The sequence below is a fragment of the Streptomyces sp. NPDC051561 genome, assembly GCF_044454195.1.
GTDB lineage: Bacteria > Actinomycetota > Actinomycetes > Streptomycetales > Streptomycetaceae > Streptomyces.
This window is the reverse complement of record NZ_JBITDM010000030.1, coordinates 53,449-72,866: the sequence shown is the minus strand read 5'-3', so window position 1 is coordinate 72,866 and position 19,418 is coordinate 53,449. Positions and strand designations below refer to the sequence as shown.

The window sequence follows — 19,418 nt, the reverse complement described above, 5'->3', positions numbered from 1 at the left end:
TCGGCTACCTCACACCAGCCGAGACCAGGCAGCGGCACCAACACGCCCTCGCGGCATAACCGACGAGTGTCCAAGATCACGGGGAAGCTTCAGCTCCGCCACCGACGCCGAAGACGCCGTGCAGGATGCGTTCCTGCACTGGCAGGCCGCCGATGGGCAGCAGATCAAGGTGCCGGAAGCATGGCTGACCAAGGTCACCACCAACCTGTGCCTCGACCGGCTCCGCTCAGCACAAGCCCGCCGCGAACGCACCGCCGGTGCCTGGCTGCCCGAACCGCTCCTCGACGGCGACCCGATGCTCGGCCCGGCCGACACCTTCGCACAGCGCGAATCGGTCTCCCTGGCCCTGCTGACGCTCATGGAGCGCCTGTCCCCCGTCGAACGGGCCGTCTACGTCCTGCGCGAAGCGTTCTCCTACAGCCACGCCGAGATCGCCGAGATCCTCGACATCACCGAGTCCGCAAGCCAACAGCACCTCCACCGGGCCCGGCGCCGCATCACCGCCGCCCGCAGCGGCGGCTCCGAAGTCGACCCCGCATCAGCCCGCAGAATCATCGAGGAATTCCTCGCCGCCGCCACCTCGGGCCGCACCGAACGCCTTGTCGCGCTGCTCACCGACGACGCGACCGCGATCTCCGACGGCGCCGGCGGCCTCGCCACGACGCTGCTGCGCTACGACACGCCACAACGCATCGCAGCCGTCGTACGAGCCGGCTTCAAACCCACAGACGCGAAACGGCGACTGGCCGGCGGCACGCCCGCCATCCACTACGCACTCGTCAACGGCACCCCCGCCATCCTCTTCGTGGTCGGCGACCAAGTCGTCGGCTCCACCATGTTCGACATCGTCAACGGCAAGATCGCAACCATGCACGGCATCGCCGCCCCCCACCGCCTCACCCGCCTCACCGAAGCCTGGAGGCACCACGAACCCGAAGCACCGCTCATCACCCAGTGGTAACCGCCCTCGCCCCCGGCCAGGCCCAGCACCCGCGCTGACCGGTGAACCGGCCGACCGGGGGCATCACGGAGCACAAAAGCCTTCCCACACCGATGCGGGATTCGAACAGAAGCCGCTACTTCTCCAGGAGCGCTGGACCCACTCAGCTGACGTGTGAATAGACCCTGTGCCGCGAGAGCTCCGGTGGTAGCGGGTAAGCACCAGACGTCACAGGTCCCGTGCAGAGAGTTCAGGACTTGCCGTCAACAAAGGCAGGGGACCGGCGTGCCTGCCGCCGCACGGGAACGCTTCACCCGTCGACGGCGCGGGCACGCTGGTAGACGTCCGGGATGCCGTCCTGGTCGTCGTCGCGGTTCTCTTCCTCGTACAGGCGGCGGTAGACGCCGTTGCGGCGTTTGAGGAGGAGGGCGGCAAGTGCTGCAGCGATCAGGGAGGCGAGGAGGACTGCGGCCTTGATGTGTTCGGTGGTTGCGGGGTCGGGGAAGGCGAGTTCGCCGATCAGTAGGGCGACGGTGAAGCCGATCCCGGCGAGGACCGCCAGTGCGAAGACGTCTGCCCAGGCGAGGTCGGGGTTGAGCTGAGCGCGGGTGAAGCGTACGGCGAGGTAGGTACCGAGGAAGATGCCCAGGATCTTGCCGATCACGAGCCCCAGCACGACACCCAGTGGTTCGGGGCGGGTGAGGACCTCACCGAGCGAGGCGACTGACACGCTCACGCCTGCGGCGAAGAGTGCGAACAGGGGGACCGCGACGCCCGCAGAAACCGGGTGCAGCAGATGGGAAGTGCGCTCGGCAGGCGAGGCGGTCTCGCCCTTGTCCCGGGTGGTGCGCAGGATCAGGCCCATGGCGACGCCGGCGACGGTGGCGTGGACACCACTGTTGTACATCAGCGCCCAGATGGCGATACCGAGCGGGACGTACCACCACCAGCCGCGTATGCGGAAGCGCTGCAGTGCGTAGAAGACGAGGAGACCGGCGAAGGCCGCGCCGAGCGCCGCGAAGTTCAGGCCGCTGGTGAAGAAGACGGCGATGACGAGGATCGCGCCCAGGTCGTCGACGACAGCGAGGGTGAGCAGGAAGGCCCGCAGCGCTGCCGGCAGGTGGGTACTGAGGACCGCGAGGACGGCCAGGGCGAAGGCGATGTCCGTGGCCATCGGTACGGCCCAGCCTGCGTGGCTGCCGCCGCCGGCCGAGGAGACTGCAAGGTACAGCGCCGCGGGCACGATCATGCCGCAGACGGCAGCGATGACCGGCAGCGCGGCGGTGGCGGGGGTGCGTAGTTCGCCGACGACGAGTTCGCGTTTCAGTTCGGTCCCGGCCACGAGGAAGAAGACCGTGAGGAGGCCGTCGGAGGCCCAGTGGCCGACGGAGAGGTCGAGGCCGAGTGCAGGTATCCCGAAGTGGAAGTCGCGTAGCGACTCGTACGCGCTGCTCCACGGGGTGTTGGCCCAGATCAGTGCGAGGACTGCTGCGGCGAGGAGCACCAGGCCGCCCGTGGTCTCCGTCCGCAGGGCTCTGCTGATCGCGTTGCGCTCCGGCCAGGGGAGCAGGCCGAGGAAGGGGGGACGTTCGCGGGGGGCGGCAGCCATGGGTGTGAGCTTCCATGTGTCGTCGGTTTCGGGGCACATGAGCCCCCGGACGCCGACCAGACTTCCCGGCACACCGCGCGTCTGAGGTCGCCGACGAGGGCGGTTCGTTGACGCGTTCCTTACACCCTATGTGGCTAAGGAGTCCCCGGCCAGACCACGTCCTGCCTGCGGGAAGAGGGGCCGGTAACGGGCGGGTCCGTGGGCCGGGCGCCCGCGGACCCGCATGGGGCGCTTCGCTGCTGTGGTCAGCGGACGCGGTCTTCCTCGGCGCCGGGGCCGTGGTGGTCTCGTTGGCGTGGCTGGCTTTGCGGGTGCGGGCGAATTCCGCAGCGGCTGAAGCATGCGCTTGTCGAGTTGCGCAGTTCCACCAAGAGCTTTACCTAATCTTCAGTGGTGCACGTCACATTCGGCGTGATGGATTCCGGTCGGACACGAGCACCGCCCACCCCGCACGCGGACGGCGGAAGCCAGTGGCCCGCCATCAGCGGGCGCGGCTTCGGCAGCCACCTCCCTGCACAGAAAGAGGCAGCTGGAATGCCGGACGGAGGGGGAATCCGCTCTTGAGGCTGCCTGACTCGCCCTCGCTGCTGCGGCTGGTGCCCTCATCCGTGCTCCGTGTCGGCCACCAGCTGTTCTCACGGCCTGCGCCGACAACCTTCAGGCCACCGTCCCCGTGCCGCAAAGCGACCGCCTCGGAGCGGCCAACGCGCGCATGTCCTGCCCGGTCTCGCGGGTAGGAAGAGATCTTGTGCGCCTGGCCGGCCACACTCCTCCACGGAAGGCCCCTTAATGAGCGACAACTACATACACCTGCGCATCAGTGACGGCGCAGGCAACGAGACCGTTCTGCGGGTAAGCACCACAGACCCGTTCCACGGTGTCGTGCAGCGCTACGCCGATGAAACCGGGCAGGCCCACGAGGACTTCAGCTTCAGCTACGAAGGAACCCGGCTGATGTCCACGTCCACTCCGCACGAACTCAAGATGGACGACAACGACATCGTCCTGGCGGAAGGCACCCGGGTGTGACGCGTGGCCGCGTGCCAGTGCGCCCTCCGCGTGCGGGCACGGCGCACGCGAAGGCGTGAGCGCCGGACCGTCGGCCCGTTCCTGGCGGCGGCGCGCGGTTCAGCGCCCGCCCTCCCCTTCGTCGAGCCGGCAGGACCGGAGCACGGTGACGAAGCACAGCAGCAGGAAGGCGAACATCAGCAGCCCGCACTCCGCCACAGCGCCCAGTGCGCTCCTGGCCGGGTTGAGCCCACGGGGTGCGACCCGTCCGCCGGGATCTGCCAGCATGGCGATCCGGTCGCCCGGTGCAACGGCGGGCCCGCACCCGCGCCACAGCCGCACCGCCACCGGTGTTCCGTCGGCCCGCGCGACCGAGCAGTAGCGGCGCGTGGCCTCGCTACCCCGGATACCGCCGTGCGCGACCGCGGTCACGACGACGTCCTGGGTTCTACCGTGCCGGGCAAGCACCGCTTCCCCCACCGCGTGCGGCACGTGGAACGCCAGGATCAGTCCGAGCACGCCCACCAGTCCCACCAGAAGGCGTCCCGAGTGGATCACAGCGAGGTAGAGCAGCGCTCCGCAGAGGACAATCGAGGCAAGCGTTCCTGCCGCTGCCGCAGGAAGAGCAGACAGCGTTCCCACAATGCCAGCGAGAATTACGGCTGTCGCTGCTGCGGCGGACACCGATGCGGCCTCGCGCACCAGCCACCACGGCGGGCGCATCCCGTAGTGCGCCGGGCCGAAGAGCGTGTCCACCAGCCCGCGGGGCTCTGGTCCGCGCACGGGTCAGGGATTCTTCGGCGTGCTGCGTTCCAGCGCGGGCTCCCCCTGCCCACCCGGCGGCGACAGGACGTGGGCCAGCAGGTCTCGCGCGGTGATCACACCAACTACTTCCGCAGTATCGCGTTCCCGGCTGACCACCACAACCAGCTGGCTGCCGCTGCCGACCAGCGCGAGCATCACCTGGGTGAGTGTGGCCGACGGTGCGACGACGAGCGGGCGGCTTGCCGGGGCTGCCAGACAGGGGCCGATCCGGCGGCCCGCCAGCGTCTCCTTCAGGCGGTGGGGCCCGTCGAGGCCGTACAGGGCGGTGAGCCCTGGTTGGGCCACGACGAACTCGGGAAGCACCAGCCGGATGAACTCCGTTCCGTGCAGCACCCGTCGGGGGGTGCCGTCTGCGGCGACGAGCACGAGGTGGGGATCGGTCCCGAAGGCCAGCGTCCGTGCCGCCTCCAGGGCGTCACAGTCCCAGGGCAGGGTCGTACAGGGCTGTGCGAGGTCGCCGGCGTGCATGATCGCTCCCGTGTGGAACATGCGGGGTCAGGGATGCCGACCAGACTTCCCGGCTCACCAGGAATCGCACGCAGCGTCTCCACCGGGCAATCTTTGCACAGGGCAAGTCTTTAGGGGAAGGTCACTCCGCGCCCTCGGACTCTTGCGCGGGCCGAGTCGGGTGCGCCTCGGCCGGCTCATTCGGCGTGCCGTGACGGCGGGTCGGTCCAGCCCAGTGGGTACGGCAGCTCCAGTTCGTTGGAGACCTGCGGTTCGGAGCCCGCCTCACTGAAGGCGAGGAGCGCGCCGACGAGCGCCGCCCGTCGGCCCGGGTCCATCCGCTCCACGATCTCGGTGATCGCGGCGCGGCGGCGGGCGGTGACCTCGTCGACGAGCCGCCGCCCCTCCGCGGTCAGTCTCAGCAGCGTCTCGCGGCGGCTTTCGGGGTTGACCCGCCGGTCCACGAGACCGGCTGCGATGAGGCGGTCCGTCATCCGCATCGCCGTGGAGGGGTTCACCCCGAGGAGGTCGGCGAGCACCACGAGCTTGGCGGAGTCCCGCGTGGAGAGCACTACAAGGAGGCGGAACTGCGGAAGGGTCACCCGGTCCTCGACCGCGGCGAGCGACTTCGCGGAGATACCCACCAGCACACGTGAGGCCGTGAGCACGGCGCGGGTCACCTCGTCGACGTCCCCCGCTTCACTGTTCCCGCCCCCGTCCGCTCTTACCGGACCTGATGTTTCATGTGCCTTCTCGACCATGCCTTCTTTGTACCGTGCCCTCCCCGGGGCACCGCGGTCCGGTCGGCTGTCAGCGGTACCGGAGCAGCAGCATGGCCGCGTCGTCGTGCAGTGGTCCGGCGGTATGCGCCATGAGGTCCGCCCGCAGTGCGTCGAGCGCGGCCTCCGGATCAGGGTCCTTCAGCAAGGGCACGCGGGCGGCGAGGGGGTAGAAGTCACCGGCAGGGTCGCGGGCCTCGGTGACGCCGTCGGTGTGCAGGAGGATCTGGTCACCGGGGTGGAAGTCGACCTGGAAGGGTTCGGGCCCCTCTGTGCCGTGCAGGCCCAGCCCGAGCGGGAGGGCGTACTGACGCGGCTCGGGGAAGCGCGCCCGCCCGTCGGCACGCAGGAGCAGGGGCGCGGGGTGACCGTAATTGAGGAAGGTGACGCTTCCCGGCGTAATCTCCGCGAGCACGGCGGTGACGAACCTCTCGCCCCGCAGCACGCGTTCACAGGACCGCTCCACCCGAACACCGACCCCGGTCAGGTCGCCTTCGTCGTACGCGGCCTCCCGGAAAGCACCCAGGACGACCGCCGCCGTCTCGACCGCCTCCAGGCCCTTGCCCTGCACGTCGCCGACGATCACCCGTACCCGGTCCGGCGCCGCGACGACTTCGTAGAGGTCGCCCCCGATCCGGGCGTGCGCGACCGCCGACGTGTACGAGACAGCCACCCGCAACGGTCCCGCAGTACGCGGCACCGGCCGGAGCAGGACCCGCTGCGCGACCTCGGCGACCGACCGTACCTCCGCGAGCTCCGCCGCCCGTCGCCCGCGCGCCACCGCCGCGGCGACTCCGGCGGCGGTCACCCCCACCACGGACCCCAGGGCCGCGAAACCGCGCGCCTGCTGGAACAGGCCGTCGTACACACCCAGGACGCAGCACAGCACCAGCGCACAACCACCGATCACGACAGTGCGCCGCCAACTGCCGGAGAGCCCTGCGAAGGCGGGTCCCAGCGAGACTAGGGGCAGCAGCCCGACCTCCGGTCCCGTTGACAGATCCACCAGGGCCACCAGGGCCATCACGGCCCAGGGCAACAGGTCCAGCGACCGGGGCTCCGCCCGTTGCGCATCCTCGCCATCTCCGGACAACCCGGTGGTAGGGCTGGCGGCTCTGTCCCGTCCCATTGATGCCTCCTTCAAACAGTGAGACTATGCAAAGGTTTCCTTGTCGAAGCAATGTGACCGTTCACCGTTACCTGATCGAGGCCGCTGCCCGTTCCGCCATCCCGCACGAGTCACGAGTGAGGTCAGCGCCGTGTCGTCCCTGCCTGCGATGTCCCCCGGCCCGCGACGTCCGAAGCTCCCCACCGGCATCCGCAGAATCCTCGCCCGACTGCCGGTTCACCTCTTCAGGATCGGCCTCGGCCCGGTCTTCCTGGGCCGGTTGCTGCTGCTGACACACACCGGACGCACGTCGGGCCTGCCACGCCAGACCGTTCTCGAAGTGGTCGCGCACGACCCGCTGCGCAGGACCTGGACCCTCGCCTCCGGCTTCGGCCCGAAAGCTCAGTGGTACCGCAACCTCCGCCACAGCCCTCAGGCCGTCATCACGGTCGGGCGCAGGCGCTACCCGGTGACAGCCCGCTTCCTCGACCCGGGCGAAGGCGGAAGGATCATGGCGGAGTACGCCCCGAAGCGCCCCCGCGCCGCGCGCCTCCTCTGCTCGTACATGGGCTTCCCCACCGACGGAAGCACGGAGACTTTCCAGGCGGCGGGTGAACAGATCCCCTTCGTACGCATGGAGTTGATACCCAGGCAGGAAGAGCCGACTGCCCACTGAACACACTCCGAGCGGGAGAGCCCGGTCTGTCTTTCCCTCACCGAAGCAATCTGCGGGTCGCAGGAGAGCGGAGTTTTCACAGAGAGCCTGGTGGTCCGCCGCGGCGGCAGGGAAGATCCTCTGGAGCGTGCCGGACGGGCGGGCTCCGTGCGGATCAGGGGAGTTGCGGTCTTCGTATGCCAGTGCCGAGTCAGTACGTCCGTCGGCCGTCGGGGGATGGATACGCGGGAGGGATGGTCATCTGCGGGGACGACGCGTTGGCGCGGCGGTTGGCCGTCGAGCTGAGCGGTGTGTACGCGGAGCGTGTGACGCTGGTGGTTCCCTCCGGTTCGGGGGGTGGCGCGCTGTCTGCGGGCGGAAGGGTGTCCGCGCTCGTCGGCCGCTTCTCCGCGGCGGTCGGACGCGGCGCGACCGGGTCGGCTCCCGGCCCGGAAGTACCCGCCGGCGTACGGGTCATGGAGGCGGCGGAGCCGGACGGGGAGACGCTGCTCGGGGCGGGTGCGGACGGGGCGGCGGCGCTGGCTCTGGTGTACGACGACGATGAGCGCAACATCCGGGCCGCACTGGCCGCACGGCGGCTCAACCCCAGGCTGCGGCTTGTCATCCGCCTCTACAACCGCAGGCTCGGCCAGCATCTGGAGGAACTCCTCGACCAGGCTGCCGTGGTGGCCGCGCCGGACCTGGACCAGGCGGCGCTGGACGCCTCCACGACCGTGCTCTCGGACGTCGACACCGCCGCGCCCGCGCTCGCCGCGGCGGCGGTCGCGGGCAGCAGTAAAATCGTGCACGCGGGAGGGCTGCTGCTGCGCGCGGTGGAACGCAACCCGCCTGGACGCGGACAGGTTGCCGACTCCGGACTGTGCACGCTGGCGCTGCTGTCGTCCACCACGGCGGACCCCGCGGGCACCGAGGGATCGGACGCCAGCGGCGCCGCCGGGCCCCAGCTCCTGCCGGACGAACGGTCCGTGACCGCGGCCACCGGCCGGGGCACGGTGGTTCTGGAGGCACTCGCGCACCTTCCCGAACCGGGTGCCCGCAGGGCCCGCCTGCGCCGTGCGACCAGCCGAGGGGTTCCTCTGGGTGAGCTGTTCTCGCGCCGGTTTCGCTGGTCCCTGGCGGGGGCGATCGGTGTCGTCCTGGCCCTCACCCTCGCCGCGTGGAAGATCACCGACGATCATCCGCTGCATTCCGCCTATCTGACGCTTCTCGACATCTTCGCCATCAACGACCCGGCGGTCGACGAGCCCGCCGGTGTGCAGATCCTTCAGATCCTGTCCGGGTTCTCGGGGCTGTTGCTGCTGCCGCTGCTCGTCGCCGGCATTCTCGAAGCGTTCGGCACCTTCCGCAGCAGCGCCGCACCACGGCGTCCGCCACGCGGCCTCTCCGGGCACGTCGTCCTGCTGGGGCTCGGGAAGGTCGGCACCCGGGTGCTGTCCCGGCTGCGGGAACTGGGCATTCCCGTGGTGTGCGTGGAATCCGACCCGCAGGCCCGGGGCTTGGCGGTCGCCCGCCGTCTGCGCGTTCCGGTGATCCTCGGCGACGTGACCGAGGACGGCGTACTGGAGGCCGCGAAGGCCCACCGCGCGCGGGCCTTCCTCGCCCTGACCAGTGCGGACACGACAAACCTGGAGGCCGTCCTGGTCGCCCGGTCCCTCAAGCCGGACCTGCGGGTGGCCATGCGGCTGTACGACGACGACTTCGCGACAGCCGTCTACCGCACCCTGCGCGCCGCGCACCCCGGCGCCCTGACCCGCAGCCGCAGTGTCTCCAGCCTGGCCGCCCCGGCGTTCGCCGGAGCGATGATGGGCCGACAGGTGCTGGGCGCCATCCCCATCGAGCGGCGCGTCCTGCTGTTCGCCGCCGTGGACGTGGCCGGCCATCCGCACCTCGAAGGCCGCACGGTCGCCGAGACCTTCCGGCCCGGAGCCTGGCGCGTCCTGGCCCTGGACGCGACGTCGCCACCGGACCGACTCCCGGATCTCGCCTCTCCGCACGGCACGGACGGCGCGGGCCACCCCTCCTCGCTGGTGTGGGACCTGCACCCCGGTTACGTCCTGCGCGCCCAGGACCGGGTGGTCCTGGCCACCACCCGCGGCGGCCTCGCCGAACTCCTGGGGCGGGGCCCCAGGCCCGAACCCGCCAGAGCACCAGGCGATGCCTAGGATGGAGGCACATTTATTGAAGGCGGGACCGTGGGGACACCGATCATGAGTGCGAGTGCCGGGCAGGCCGTGCTCCTCGCGGGGGCCGTGGCGCTCCTGTTGCCGGGCATGCTGATGCTGGCCGGACGCCACCCCGGACCGCTGCGGGCGGTGCGAGCTCACGGCCGGCTTCTGGGGGCGGCTGGGGTGGTCGCGTACGGCTCGGTCCTGTCCTCGACGCTCCCACGAGCACTCAATGCCTCGGCACAGTCCATACAGACCGGGGCGTACATCGGCATGGTCGCGGTCTGCGTGGCGATCGCCCTGATGATCGCCTCCGATCTGCGCGCAGGTATCCGGCCCGGCTCTGTCCGGGCCGACAGTGGCTGAGGTGCCACCCCGCCAGGTACTTGCCCTGCCTCGTCGGCACCTGGACATGACGTTGCTCCGTGCCCCTTGCCGGACGGGATTTCCTTCCGCCTTCGGCACGGGAGCCCAGCGCGGGGGCTCGGAGCGGCTATAGAGGACGGTGATGACTGCCCTTCCCACCGTCCATCCGGCCCGGTCCTTCCTTCTGCTCCTCCTTCTCCTCGCTCCCTCCGCCTGCACCACAGACCGTAGCCAGCCCGTACCCGCTGCGGCGCCGGTGCCGTCGCTGTCCTCGACGGACCGTGCGGCGGTTAGCGACGATGCGGCACGCACCCTGTCCGCGCTCCAGCAGATCGCCGACGCCCATCACGGCACACGGGCCTCGGGAACCCCTGGCTTCGATGCGTCCGCCGCCTACGTCGCCGACCGGCTGCGCGCTGCCAGGCTGGCCGTGCACCACCAGTCGTTCACCACCAGGAAGGGCCGCCGCACCGAGAACCTCTGGGTGGACGTGCCCGGACGGTCCCACCGGGTTGTGGTGGTCGGCGCGCACCTGGACAGCGCCGAGATCAGCCCCGGTATCAATGACAACGGCACCGGTGTCGCCGCCGTCCTCGCGGTGGCCCGCTACACCGCTCAGCAATCACCGTCCCCGCACCAAACGGTGCGGTTCGCCTTCTGGGGTGCCGAGGAAACCGGCAGCGAAGGCTCCCGCCACTACACCCGCTCCCTCCCCGAACGGGAGCGCGCCCGGTTGGCCGGATATCTCAATATCGACATGACCGGTACCCCCGGCGGGGTGCACCACCTCGTGGACGGCGACCGCTCGACCCTGCCGTCTGTCACCGGCGACCGGCGCCACCAGTACGAGAAGATCCAACCCGCCCCCGGCTCCGGCCGCATCGAGCAGATCCTCCACCAAGCGCTCAGCGCCGAGGGCGCTCGTGTCACCAGTGACCTGCTGGGCATCGTCAACACGGACCTGGCCGGGTTCCTGGCCTGGGCACCGCAGGTCCCCGTCGGCGGATTCTCCATGTATGCAGCCCGCCCGCGCCGTCTGCCCTCGGGGCGCACCGAGTGGATTCCCTGCTACCACCGCCCCTGCGACACCCACAGCCGCATCGACCTTGCGGCCCTGCGCCGTGGCACCCTGGCCGTCCTCACCACCGTGCAGACTCTGTCCGCGGACACGGCGGAGACTACGGGCCTCACCCCTCGCACCGGGCCTTGACCCAGAAAAGTCGTCGACTGCCCGTGCCGAAAGCTCAGCTCCGGGAGAGCTCGGCGATGGACGCCTGGAGGTCATCGAAGACCTTCTGCTCCTGCTGAAAGTAGCCGGGGCGGGGAGTGGTCGATTGTGTACGGCCCTTGCCCGAGCGTGGGCATCGAACCGGGTCACCACCTCGTCGACCGGCTCCTGACGACGGGCAAAGGGAGCCGTCGGCTGGTCCTGCGAGGGCATGTCGGTTCATTTCGGGGTCACGCCGAAGGAGACACCGAGCCGCTGGGCACCCAGCGTCCGGAGGGTTTGCAGGTCATGCGGAGAGAGTCCCGTGAGGACGAAGCCCACACCAGCCCGCTGCGCGACGGCAGCCGCCCGCAGTAGAGGGCCGCAGGCATCCGGGCTGAGGTAGCTGACGTCGGAAAAGTCCACTTCGATGAACGACGGGAAACCGTTGAGGGCCGCACGGAGCTTTGCGCCGAGCCGTGCGGCCTGGTCGCGAGTGAACTCACCATGGAGGCGCACAGTCCGGCTGACAGCCCTGCGGGGCCGGCGGGGCAGGGGCACGGCATACCTTTCGGACGCGACGGCATCAACGCCGACCAGGCTTCCCGGCACTCCACCCACCCGACCCGCAAGGTGCGATGTCGGCATCCTAGGCACGCAGCGCTCCCTCTCGCCGTACAAACCACCACCGACTTCCCGTAACCCCGACGACCGGGGCCGGCCGGTCACGTCAGCTACCACGGTCTCACCGGCACCCAGCAGGGACCCGCTGCCGCAGGCGGCATGACCACGGCCTCCCCGGCGGTGATCCACCGTCTCTGACGGCCGGAACGCACCGAAACCGGGATCCACGTGGAACCGCACCGTGCCCGGAGGATCCCGCTGTTTCCAGCGGTGTGAAGTAGAGCCAGCAGGGCGGTGCTTCTGGGGGCCACTGATTTGGGCGCTTAAAGGGGGAGCCACCTGGGGGCGCGGTGGTGACATGCCGCTGTTGGAGTGATGGGGCGTTTGGTCTGGGCGGCCGCGCACGCTTCGCCTGTTGAGCATGGTCGTGTCAGGAGGCTCGCATGCTGACCGAAAGAGCGCCTGCTCTGCGCCCCCTCTGCCCGTTTGCGCCCTTCGCGCACCATCCGCGCCGTCCTACGGTGACCGTGGGGGTGCTGGGCTCCCGCGGCAGCGCGCCGGGCAACTCCCGCGGTCCGGTCACACCGTGGTCGAAAAGGCACGGCCACCCGCCGTCGCCGTCGCCGACGACGAGGGGGAGCGGTGGCCGTGCCGGCCCCGGCCCCCTCCCGCGAGGGTCGGGCTTCCCATGGCTCCGAACTCCGCGGTCACTCCCGACGCCGCTTCACGATGGCCACTGTCAGGGTCTCGCGCAACGCCATCAAGGCGGGAAGACCGGCACCCGGCACAGAGCGGTCGATCAGTACCCCGACCCGCCAGTCCCTGCCGTCCTCCGAAAGCCCCGACGATGTCCGCGATGGCCCGGCGTTGAACGTCGGTCAGGGCACCTGGCACACAACCCCCTACCGAGTCAGCCGGACCGGAACGGCCCAGACCTCACTGTCCTCCACCCCGGAAGTAAACACCCCGGCCCACCACAGGTCGTTACGGAATTCCTCTCGCAGCGTCACCACCCGGCGCCCCCTACGCGCGTCGTCGCTGAACGGCAGGACGGGGAACCTCACTCTGAAAGCATCGGCCTGCTTCGGGTCCAGCCAGAACCGTACCGCTCGCCACGTCATGAACAACGACCCGAGCACCGCCGCCGCAAGAAGAAGAGACGTCATAGGGCTGGACCTTCCCTGAACGATCGGCTCGTCATCACTGAGCTTCTTCACCGTTCCCGGAATCCGGGCAGCGGAAGGGTTCCCTCGCCGGAGGCCGCCCGCCCCGGTGCCTCAAACCTCCGGCGTGTCAAGAAAGGCGCGGACGCGGGCCGCTGTCTCCTCCCACCCGTCGCCGAACCAGACGAAGTGGCTGTTCGCGTCGCTCTCCCACAGTTGTGCGTGCCGCATCGCGGCGAGGGCTTCGGCATGGGCGAACGGGACCGAGCCGTCGCGCCGTGATGCGATCACCAGAACGGGCACCTCCACCTGTGCCGTGAGACCGGGTACGGGAACGAGGTCGTTGACGAACCCCGCCCCCGACCTCAGCCGGGAGAAGAGCTCGAGCAGCTTCTCCCGTTCGTCCAAGCGCAGTCCCGCGACCACGTCCCGGCCGGGCAGGGTAGTCAGGTCGCGCAGCAGCAGCCGCAGCCCCGTACCGGGTGCGACGCGCAGCAGTTGCCCTACGATGCCCCAGACCGCGCCCTCCACAGCGGGGTGGAACCCGATGCGAGCGGCCAGCCGGGTTCGGGCGTCGGGCCAGGGCAGCGGGCCCACCGCGCTCATCAGGACCAGCCGGGACGCGAGACGGGGATGCCGGGCGGCCAGCGCCACCGCGGTGGGCCCTCCTGCGGAGATCCCCACCACCGCCTCCGCCTGACCGATGCCGAGCCGCCCGCACAGCTCCGCCACGCGGTCGGCGAACCCGGCGGGGGTGCCGTCGGCCGTCAGGGGTGTCCCGCCGTAGCCGGGCCGGGAGGGCACCAGCACGGTGCAGTCCTCCGCGGCGAACACCTCCTCGCCGAGGGCCAGCCCCGCCCGCATGTGGCCGCCGTGCAGGATGACGACGGTGCGGGGCCCTCGGCGGTCCAGTCGGTACTCCACCGGGCCGCGGCTCAACAGGGCGCGCCGTACGGGCAATTCCGTGCCGATCCGCAGAGGTTTCACCAAGACTCCCTTACTCAGCGCCCGGGTCGGGCAGCCACCGTGGCGGCGTAGAGGTCAATCAGTGGGCGGGGCTTCCGCGCCGGCCGCGTGCCGCCCTGTCGGCCGGTTCAGCAGGTGGCGGGGGTCGGTCGCCTGGACGATGGCCGCTTCGACCGCCGCCATGCGGTCGGCGAGCAGGCCCAGTGCGGCCACGGCGCGTCCGACTCCGTCGTCTCCGGCTCCGCCGAGGGCCTGCTCGCGTACGTACGCGGCCGCGATCTCGGCTCGGCGGTCGGCCTGTTCGGGGGCGAGGGTGCCCCGCAGGGCAGCCAGATCCAGGAGGTTGGACTCGGCGCCGGTGGTCAGCGTCTGGGCCTCGCTGCGGTAGTGGTCGTCGATCACGGCGGTCAGCTCGGCGGGGTTCATGGCGGGGCTGATCCGTTGGACGATCTTGTTCATGTTGCGGTACGAGCCCTGGAGCTGGAAGGGCGGCCCGCTGCGGGAGGCGTCGGTCTGCGCGGCCGAGGCGATGTACGCCTCATTGACCGCGAGTACGGTGTCCCGGGCGGTGAGCGCGTGGCTCAACACGGCCTGTACCTGGCCGAGCTCAGGTCCGGAGAGGGCGTGGGTGAGCCGGTCGGCGCGGGCGGTCGGATCGCCGGCGGCGAGCCGTACAAGGAGGTCGAGGTCATCGCGGTCGTGTCCGGCAAGCGGGGCGAGGACCGGGTGGGAGGTGAGGGCGTTCTCCACGAAGCTGGCCGCGAAGGCGTCCTGCTTGCCGGTCAGGACGTCGCCGAGGTTCCACACGTCGGCCCGGTTGGCGAGCATGTCGGGGACGCGGAAGCGCTGCCCGGACTCCGTGTACGGGTTGCCCGCCATGCATACGGCGAACCGCTTGCCGCGCAGGTCGTGCCCGTTCAGGGAGCGGGTGGTGTCGCACAGCGGAATGAACTTGCTGAGGAGTTCGGGCGAGGTGTGCTGGATGTCGTCCAGGTACAGCAGGACGTTGTTGCCCGCGGCCAGCGCGAAGTCGATCTTCTCGATCTCCTTGCGGGCTGCCGTGTGGGGTGCTTCGGCCGGGTCGAGGGAGGTGACGTCGTGGCCGAGGGCGGGTCCGTTGACCTTCACCAGGAGCATGCCGAGGCGCTCGGCCATGTACTCCATCAGCGTGGTCTTGCCGTAGCCGGGCGGGGAGAGAAGCAGGAGCAGGCCGCTGTGGTCGGTGCGCCTGCCGCCGTCCGCCGTGCCGAGCTGTTTGGCGAGGTTGTCGCCGATCAGCGGGAGGTAGACCTCGTCGACGAGGCGGTTGCGTACGAAGGAGGACATGGCGCGGGGGCGGTGTTCGTCGAGCCGCAGGCGGGTGCGTTCGGCGGCGACCAGTTCGCCTCGCAGTTTCTGGTACGCGCGGAAGCCGGGCACCGTGCGGGCGGCGAAGTCGGTGGTACGGGCGAGGAATTCGTCGAGCCGCAGCGGGAGAGAGCCGCGGGTGATCCGGGGGTGGGTGCCGAGCAGGCCGGAGACGGTGCAGCTCAGGTCCGCGTCGACCTCGCGGCGCGGCAGGTCGGGGCAGAGTTCGACGGCGACGGCTTCGGCGAGGTCGCCCGGGTCGGTCTCCTCGCCGGAAGCGGCGGCGTACGGGCCGAGCCAGCCCTCGACCAGCAGGTGCGCCGAGGTGAGGTCCCCGGCAGCCAGGCAGTCCTGGAGGTCCGCCTGGTAGGGGCAGGAGCCCATGGTGCGGCGGAACTTGTCGAGCAGGGTACGGGCGGAGGCATTGGTGGCGAAGCCGGAGCCGAGGGCGAGTTCCTCCACGAGGTAGGCGGCGAGGGCGTGCGCCGAGGGGTGCGGCGCGCGGTAGTCGCCGGGGCCCGGGGCGGCCGATGGGCCGGGGTTGTGGGGGCCGGCGGGGAACGACGGTCCGTCTGCCGCACCGGACGGCTCCGCGGGTGCGCCGAATCCCGTGCCCCACGGCCCATCAGTCCCGCAGGGCCGCACTGCGCTGGACATGAACTCCGTTGCTGCAAGTGCCAGTTCACCTCGCAGCTCATCGAGCGCGGGAGCCGTCCCGAACGTCTCACGGACCCGGACGAGTGAGACCGCCGCTCGCTGCCACCGTTCGCGCCTGGCCCCGGTGGTGCCGTGTGCCCAGAACAGCTGGGCGGTGGCCCGCACGGCGGCCGGGTGACGCAGCAGACCCGCCTGCTCGTGCAGGCGCAGCACGGCGCGCAGGACGGCGGTCGCGTCGTGGTCGTGGATGCCGCGCTCGTAGCCCTCGTCGTACGCGGCCTCCGCCGCCTGTCGGACCAGCGCGGGTACGACGTCCTCCGCCACCTCCACGAGGGCCTCCCCCACCCTTTCCGTCCCGTGCTCCGCCAGCAGGCGTGCCGCGAGATATTCCGCCCGGTAGACCAGCGGCGATTCCGACGCCAGGGTCTGCGCCCAGTGGGCGCGGGTGGCGGCGAAGGCCGGGTCGGTGACCGGGGCACGGTAGTCGGTGCCGGTGAGGGCGAAGGCCATGGCGTCGTCGCCCGAGGGAACGAGGGTGAGTTCCGGTGCGCCGGTGGCGACGGCGAAGCGGTGGCGGCCCAGGCGGATCGTCGTCCCGCCGTCCGCGTACAGCTCGGTGCGGTCCCGCAGGGCGCGGGCGGCTTCGTGGCGGGCGGCCCCGAGGCGGCCCGTCAGCTCGTCTGCCCTTACCTGGTCGCCGAGTTCGCGCAGTTGGCCGGCGGTGCGGCGGACTTTGGCGGCCATCGGGTCGGAGGCGAAGTACGTGGTGACGGCGTCGTCGGAGTCGAGGGTGGCCGCCCGCCTGGTGAGCGCTTCCAGGGCCCGGTGCGCGGAGGCGGCGAGGCGTTCGGCGCGCCGGGCCCGGGTGTCCTGGAGGGTCTGGCGGCGGGCCGCGAACGTGTCGAGGAGTTCGGTGCGCCGGCGTTCAAGCTCGGTGAGGAAGTCGTCGTGCTCGGTGAACCTGCCCTCCAGGTTCTCCAGTTGGAGCAGCAGTCGGGCAAGCGCCGCGTCGCACTCCTCGGGGCTGTCCGCGCCGACGAGTGCCGCCGTCACCGACTGCCCGAGGAGAGCGGATTCGGCCGCGAACTCCGCCCGGCCCTCGCCCTCCAGCAGCGCACGCCGCCGCGCGTCCAGCTCGGCCCGCACGCGGTTGATGCCGCCGAGGACCTCCGCGATCCGTTCCAGGATGGCGGTGCGTACGGTGGCGTCCGCGATGTCGAGGCCCGTGACGACCTCGGTGAGCGTCCGCAGCCCGGCGGCCCGCCCGGTCAGCTGGTCATCGAGCGGTTTCACCTCGGCGACGGTGGTGATCTCCGAATTCTTCGCCGCCTGCTGTGCCGTCTGCGCGTGGTATCGGGCGAACGCGTCGTCGCGCCCGAGGAAGGCGACCGCGCGTCCCGCCGCCGAGGCAATGTCCTGTTCGGCTTCCTCGGCCAGGGCGTCGATGCGCGCGGTGTCCGCGTACCGCATCTCTCTGCATGTGATCAACCGGCCCTGGGCCGTACGCAGTTCGGTGATCCGCCCGACCCACTCCTCGGCCGTGGCGGGTGCCTCGCCGCGTACCTGCCGCACGAGGCGGGCGAGGTGGGCGGCGGCGGTGTCGAGCGCCTCGGTCGCCTGCCGGGTCTGTGCGGTGACGGCCCGGAACTCCTCCAGCACCTGGCCGGCGGTGGCCTGTATCTCCGCCAGCTGAGTCCGGAGGTCGCCCGCCGCCGGGTCGCCCAGCCAGTGGTACAGGTCGACGATCCGTGCGCAGGCCGCCGCCAGCGCTTCGTACACCGCGACCGTCGGGGTCGTTGTGGTGGCCTGCCGGGCGACGGTCAGGCAGTCGGAGATGCCGCGCACCAGGTCGGCGTTGCCGATGCGGGCGAGTGGCCCTGAGCCGGTGGGTGCGGCTGCCGCGTGCACGTCGGAGACGTACGGGCTGCTCCACCACTGCGCCTGGTGCACGCGTCCGGGCTCGCCGCTGGCGCGCAGGACTGTCAGCGCCCCGTCGTCGAAGAGGGCGAACCCGTCGCCGGTGAGCGGGGTGGCGGCCGTCTTGCGGATCAGGTTGTACGGGAGGAGCAGGGTGCGGCCCGTGCCTCGGTGGCGGTAGACGTACAGCACGTCCTCGCCGTTGGGCGAGCGCACCTCCCCCTCGAACTCCAGGCCCTCGGGGTCGACCGCGTCGAACGTCCTGGCCCCGCCGGAGGCGAGTACGTACCCGCCGGGGAAGACGACGCCCTGGTCGTCGGGGAGCCTGCGGCAGGACTGGCCGAGGGCGTCGAGGCGGACGACGGCACCCGTGAGGGAGTTGAAGACCAGGTGGCGGGTGGTGTCCTCCTTGTACGGGCGTACACGCAGCAGGATCAGGGGACCGACCCGGGCGTGGGCGACCTCGGCGTCGGCGAGCGCCTGGAGGGGTTCGGCGACCGGCTCGGAGTGGATGCCGTCGGGAGACTCGGTGTCGTTCTCGGTCTTCACCGTCAGAAAGCCGCCGACGGTGGTGACGTAGAGCGCGCCGTCGGCGAGGGAAAGGTGCGGGTGCCGGCCGGGGATCTGGTCCTCGCGGGTGGCGGGCACCCAGGTGACGTCGTGCGCGGGCGGGGTGACGTGGTCGCGCTCGCCCTGCGCGTCCAGGAACCGGACACCGCCGCCCGGTGGCAGCTCCCAGCGCAGCACCCGCTGGTCCCAGGCCCGCTCGCCGGTGCGGAAAACGGCAAGCAACTTGCCCTCCAAGCGCCTCAGTTGTAGCAGGCGGGCGCCCTGGAAGTAGCGGTGCAACTCGTCGAAGGCGGCGACGAACGCTGGGTCGTCGAGGAGCCCGGGGACGGCGGAGTCCGGCAGCGGCGCGCCCGTACGGTCGTAGAGGGAGAAAACGTCGGCGACGCGGGGTCCTGGCGTGGGGGCGGGTTCCCGGCGGTGGCCCAGGAGCAGACTGTCGCCGACCGCGGCGAGGTCGCTCGGCAGGCTCGGCGCGAGGGTGCGGACCTGTTCGGTGCCGGTGAGGGCCAGCTCGAAGGAGCCGAACTCGGCGATACGGGCCTCGTTCAGGGCTTCGGTACGCCGGGCGAGATCGGCGGCCTGGGCGGAGAGGCGGTCGCGGAGGACTTCGTAGGTGCCGCGGTCCGGGGCCGGGCCGGGGGTGTCCGTGCCCGTGGGGGCGGCGTCACTCGTGCTGGCGGTGCCGTTGTCCGTACGACGGCTCTGGGTACGGAGGCTCGTGCCGTCACCGCTGTCCGTCCCCGCGCCCGGTCCGTTGTGCGCACTCGCCGCCGCCCCGGTGGGCGCCCCTGCCTGCTCTCCCGTAGGTATCGGGTCGCCGGCGGTGCCGCCCGTGCCCGTACCGGTTCCGGTGTTCATGCGATCAAGCTCCCTTGTGCCTGTGAGTGCCGGTCGGCAGTGGTCGGCGTCGATGGCCCGTCCCTACGGTCATGCCGCTGGTTCGAGGCGTGCGGCGGATGCGCCGGTGCGGGGTGAATGCGAGTGGTGGAGCTGCCGTCCCCTGTGCGGCAGCTCCACCATCCCCGGACCGTGCCGTGCGGCTCG

Annotated in this window: 14 protein-coding genes and 1 pseudogene; 6 read left to right on the top strand and 9 right to left on the bottom strand. The window is 71.0% G+C overall.

Translation table 11 applies throughout. The features are described from left to right. Positions 1 to 94 precede the first annotated feature (94 nt). Positions 95 to 961, top strand: a pseudogene (locus ACIA73_RS37775) (sigma-70 family RNA polymerase sigma factor); the annotation flags it as partial. A 289-nt stretch (positions 962 to 1,250) separates the two neighbouring features. Here ACIA73_RS37775 and nhaA read toward each other — a convergent pair. Beyond that, on the bottom strand, positions 1,251 to 2,549 hold the full coding sequence (nhaA, locus tag ACIA73_RS37770; protein ID WP_399443505.1) for a Na+/H+ antiporter NhaA: 1,299 nt from the start codon (positions 2,547 to 2,549) through the stop codon (positions 1,251 to 1,253). 789 nt (positions 2,550 to 3,338) lie between these two features. On the opposite strand from nhaA, the gene ACIA73_RS37765 reads away from it, so the two are divergent. Beyond that, complete coding sequence (locus ACIA73_RS37765) at positions 3,339 to 3,578, top strand: sumo domain-containing protein (RefSeq protein ID WP_399443504.1); 240 nt, start codon at positions 3,339 to 3,341, stop codon at positions 3,576 to 3,578. A gap of 99 nt (positions 3,579 to 3,677) precedes the next feature. On the opposite strand, the gene ACIA73_RS37760 is transcribed toward ACIA73_RS37765, so the two are convergent. The 4 genes from ACIA73_RS37760 to ACIA73_RS37745 all read right to left on the bottom strand — a co-directional run bounded on the left by ACIA73_RS37760 (position 3,678) and on the right by ACIA73_RS37745 (position 6,632). Continuing rightward, positions 3,678 to 4,340, bottom strand: a complete 663-nt coding sequence (locus ACIA73_RS37760; protein WP_399443503.1) for a hypothetical protein — start codon at positions 4,338 to 4,340, stop codon at positions 3,678 to 3,680. A 3-nt stretch (positions 4,341 to 4,343) separates the two neighbouring features. Further along, complete coding sequence (locus ACIA73_RS37755) at positions 4,344 to 4,850, bottom strand: CBS domain-containing protein (RefSeq protein ID WP_399443502.1); 507 nt, start codon at positions 4,848 to 4,850, stop codon at positions 4,344 to 4,346. A gap of 176 nt (positions 4,851 to 5,026) precedes the next feature. Continuing rightward, positions 5,027 to 5,590, bottom strand: a complete 564-nt coding sequence (locus ACIA73_RS37750) for a MarR family winged helix-turn-helix transcriptional regulator (RefSeq protein WP_399443501.1) — start codon at positions 5,588 to 5,590, stop codon at positions 5,027 to 5,029. 49 nt (positions 5,591 to 5,639) lie between these two features. Further along, positions 5,640 to 6,632: a PP2C family protein-serine/threonine phosphatase gene (locus ACIA73_RS37745; protein ID WP_399443509.1), complete on the bottom strand. Its 993-nt coding sequence runs from the start codon at positions 6,630 to 6,632 to the stop codon at positions 5,640 to 5,642. A 253-nt stretch (positions 6,633 to 6,885) separates the two neighbouring features. Between ACIA73_RS37745 and ACIA73_RS37740 the strand changes: the two genes are divergently transcribed. From ACIA73_RS37740 to ACIA73_RS37725, 4 genes are all read left to right on the top strand, one after another. Continuing rightward, positions 6,886 to 7,392: a nitroreductase family deazaflavin-dependent oxidoreductase gene (locus tag ACIA73_RS37740; RefSeq protein ID WP_399443508.1), complete on the top strand. Its 507-nt coding sequence runs from the start codon at positions 6,886 to 6,888 to the stop codon at positions 7,390 to 7,392. 233 nt (positions 7,393 to 7,625) lie between these two features. Continuing rightward, positions 7,626 to 9,554, top strand: a complete 1,929-nt coding sequence (locus ACIA73_RS37735) for a potassium channel family protein (RefSeq protein ID WP_399443500.1) — start codon at positions 7,626 to 7,628, stop codon at positions 9,552 to 9,554. Between the two features lie 45 nt (positions 9,555 to 9,599). Next, on the top strand, positions 9,600 to 9,923 hold the full coding sequence (locus tag ACIA73_RS37730; RefSeq protein ID WP_399443499.1) for a hypothetical protein: 324 nt from the start codon (positions 9,600 to 9,602) through the stop codon (positions 9,921 to 9,923). 142 nt (positions 9,924 to 10,065) lie between these two features. Further along, positions 10,066 to 11,133: a M20/M25/M40 family metallo-hydrolase gene (locus ACIA73_RS37725; protein ID WP_399443498.1), complete on the top strand. Its 1,068-nt coding sequence runs from the start codon at positions 10,066 to 10,068 to the stop codon at positions 11,131 to 11,133. A gap of 237 nt (positions 11,134 to 11,370) precedes the next feature. Here ACIA73_RS37725 and ACIA73_RS37720 read toward each other — a convergent pair whose 3' ends face one another. The 4 genes from ACIA73_RS37720 to ACIA73_RS37705 form a co-directional block, all read right to left on the bottom strand. Further along, a complete protein-coding gene (locus ACIA73_RS37720; RefSeq protein ID WP_399443497.1) occupies positions 11,371 to 11,742 on the bottom strand; it encodes an STAS domain-containing protein in 372 nt (123 codons plus the stop codon). 914 nt (positions 11,743 to 12,656) lie between these two features. Continuing rightward, complete coding sequence (locus ACIA73_RS37715; RefSeq protein ID WP_399443496.1) at positions 12,657 to 12,920, bottom strand: hypothetical protein; 264 nt, start codon at positions 12,918 to 12,920, stop codon at positions 12,657 to 12,659. A 111-nt stretch (positions 12,921 to 13,031) separates the two neighbouring features. Beyond that, positions 13,032 to 13,904 carry an alpha/beta fold hydrolase gene (locus ACIA73_RS37710; RefSeq protein ID WP_399443495.1) on the bottom strand — a complete coding sequence of 291 codons (873 nt, stop codon included), beginning with the start codon at positions 13,902 to 13,904 and terminating at the stop codon, positions 13,032 to 13,034. Positions 13,905 to 13,958: 54 nt separating this feature from the next. After that, positions 13,959 to 19,232, bottom strand: coding sequence for a DNA repair ATPase (locus tag ACIA73_RS37705; protein WP_399443494.1), 5,274 nt, complete (start codon positions 19,230 to 19,232; stop codon positions 13,959 to 13,961). Between the last annotated feature and the right edge of the window lie 186 nt (positions 19,233 to 19,418).

Bases quoted from the DNA above. Each gene is read 5' to 3' on its own strand.
- nhaA (WP_399443505.1), bottom strand. From the start codon at position 2,549: ATGGCTGCCGCCCCCCGCGAACGTCCCCCCTTCCTCGGCCTGCTCCCC.
- ACIA73_RS37765 (WP_399443504.1), top strand. From the start codon at position 3,339: ATGAGCGACAACTACATACACCTGCGCATCAGTGACGGCGCAGGCAAC.
- ACIA73_RS37755 (WP_399443502.1), bottom strand. From the start codon at position 4,850: ATGCACGCCGGCGACCTCGCACAGCCCTGTACGACCCTGCCCTGGGAC.
- ACIA73_RS37750 (WP_399443501.1), bottom strand. From the start codon at position 5,590: ATGGTCGAGAAGGCACATGAAACATCAGGTCCGGTAAGAGCGGACGGG.
- ACIA73_RS37745 (WP_399443509.1), bottom strand. From the start codon at position 6,632: ATGGCCCTGGTGGCCCTGGTGGATCTGTCAACGGGACCGGAGGTCGGG.
- ACIA73_RS37740 (WP_399443508.1), top strand. From the start codon at position 6,886: ATGTCCCCCGGCCCGCGACGTCCGAAGCTCCCCACCGGCATCCGCAGA.
- ACIA73_RS37735 (WP_399443500.1), top strand. From the start codon at position 7,626: ATGGTCATCTGCGGGGACGACGCGTTGGCGCGGCGGTTGGCCGTCGAG.
- ACIA73_RS37730 (WP_399443499.1), top strand. From the start codon at position 9,600: ATGAGTGCGAGTGCCGGGCAGGCCGTGCTCCTCGCGGGGGCCGTGGCG.
- ACIA73_RS37725 (WP_399443498.1), top strand. From the start codon at position 10,066: ATGACTGCCCTTCCCACCGTCCATCCGGCCCGGTCCTTCCTTCTGCTC.
- ACIA73_RS37715 (WP_399443496.1), bottom strand. From the start codon at position 12,920: ATGACGTCTCTTCTTCTTGCGGCGGCGGTGCTCGGGTCGTTGTTCATG.
- ACIA73_RS37705 (WP_399443494.1), bottom strand. From the start codon at position 19,232: ATGAACACCGGAACCGGTACGGGCACGGGCGGCACCGCCGGCGACCCG.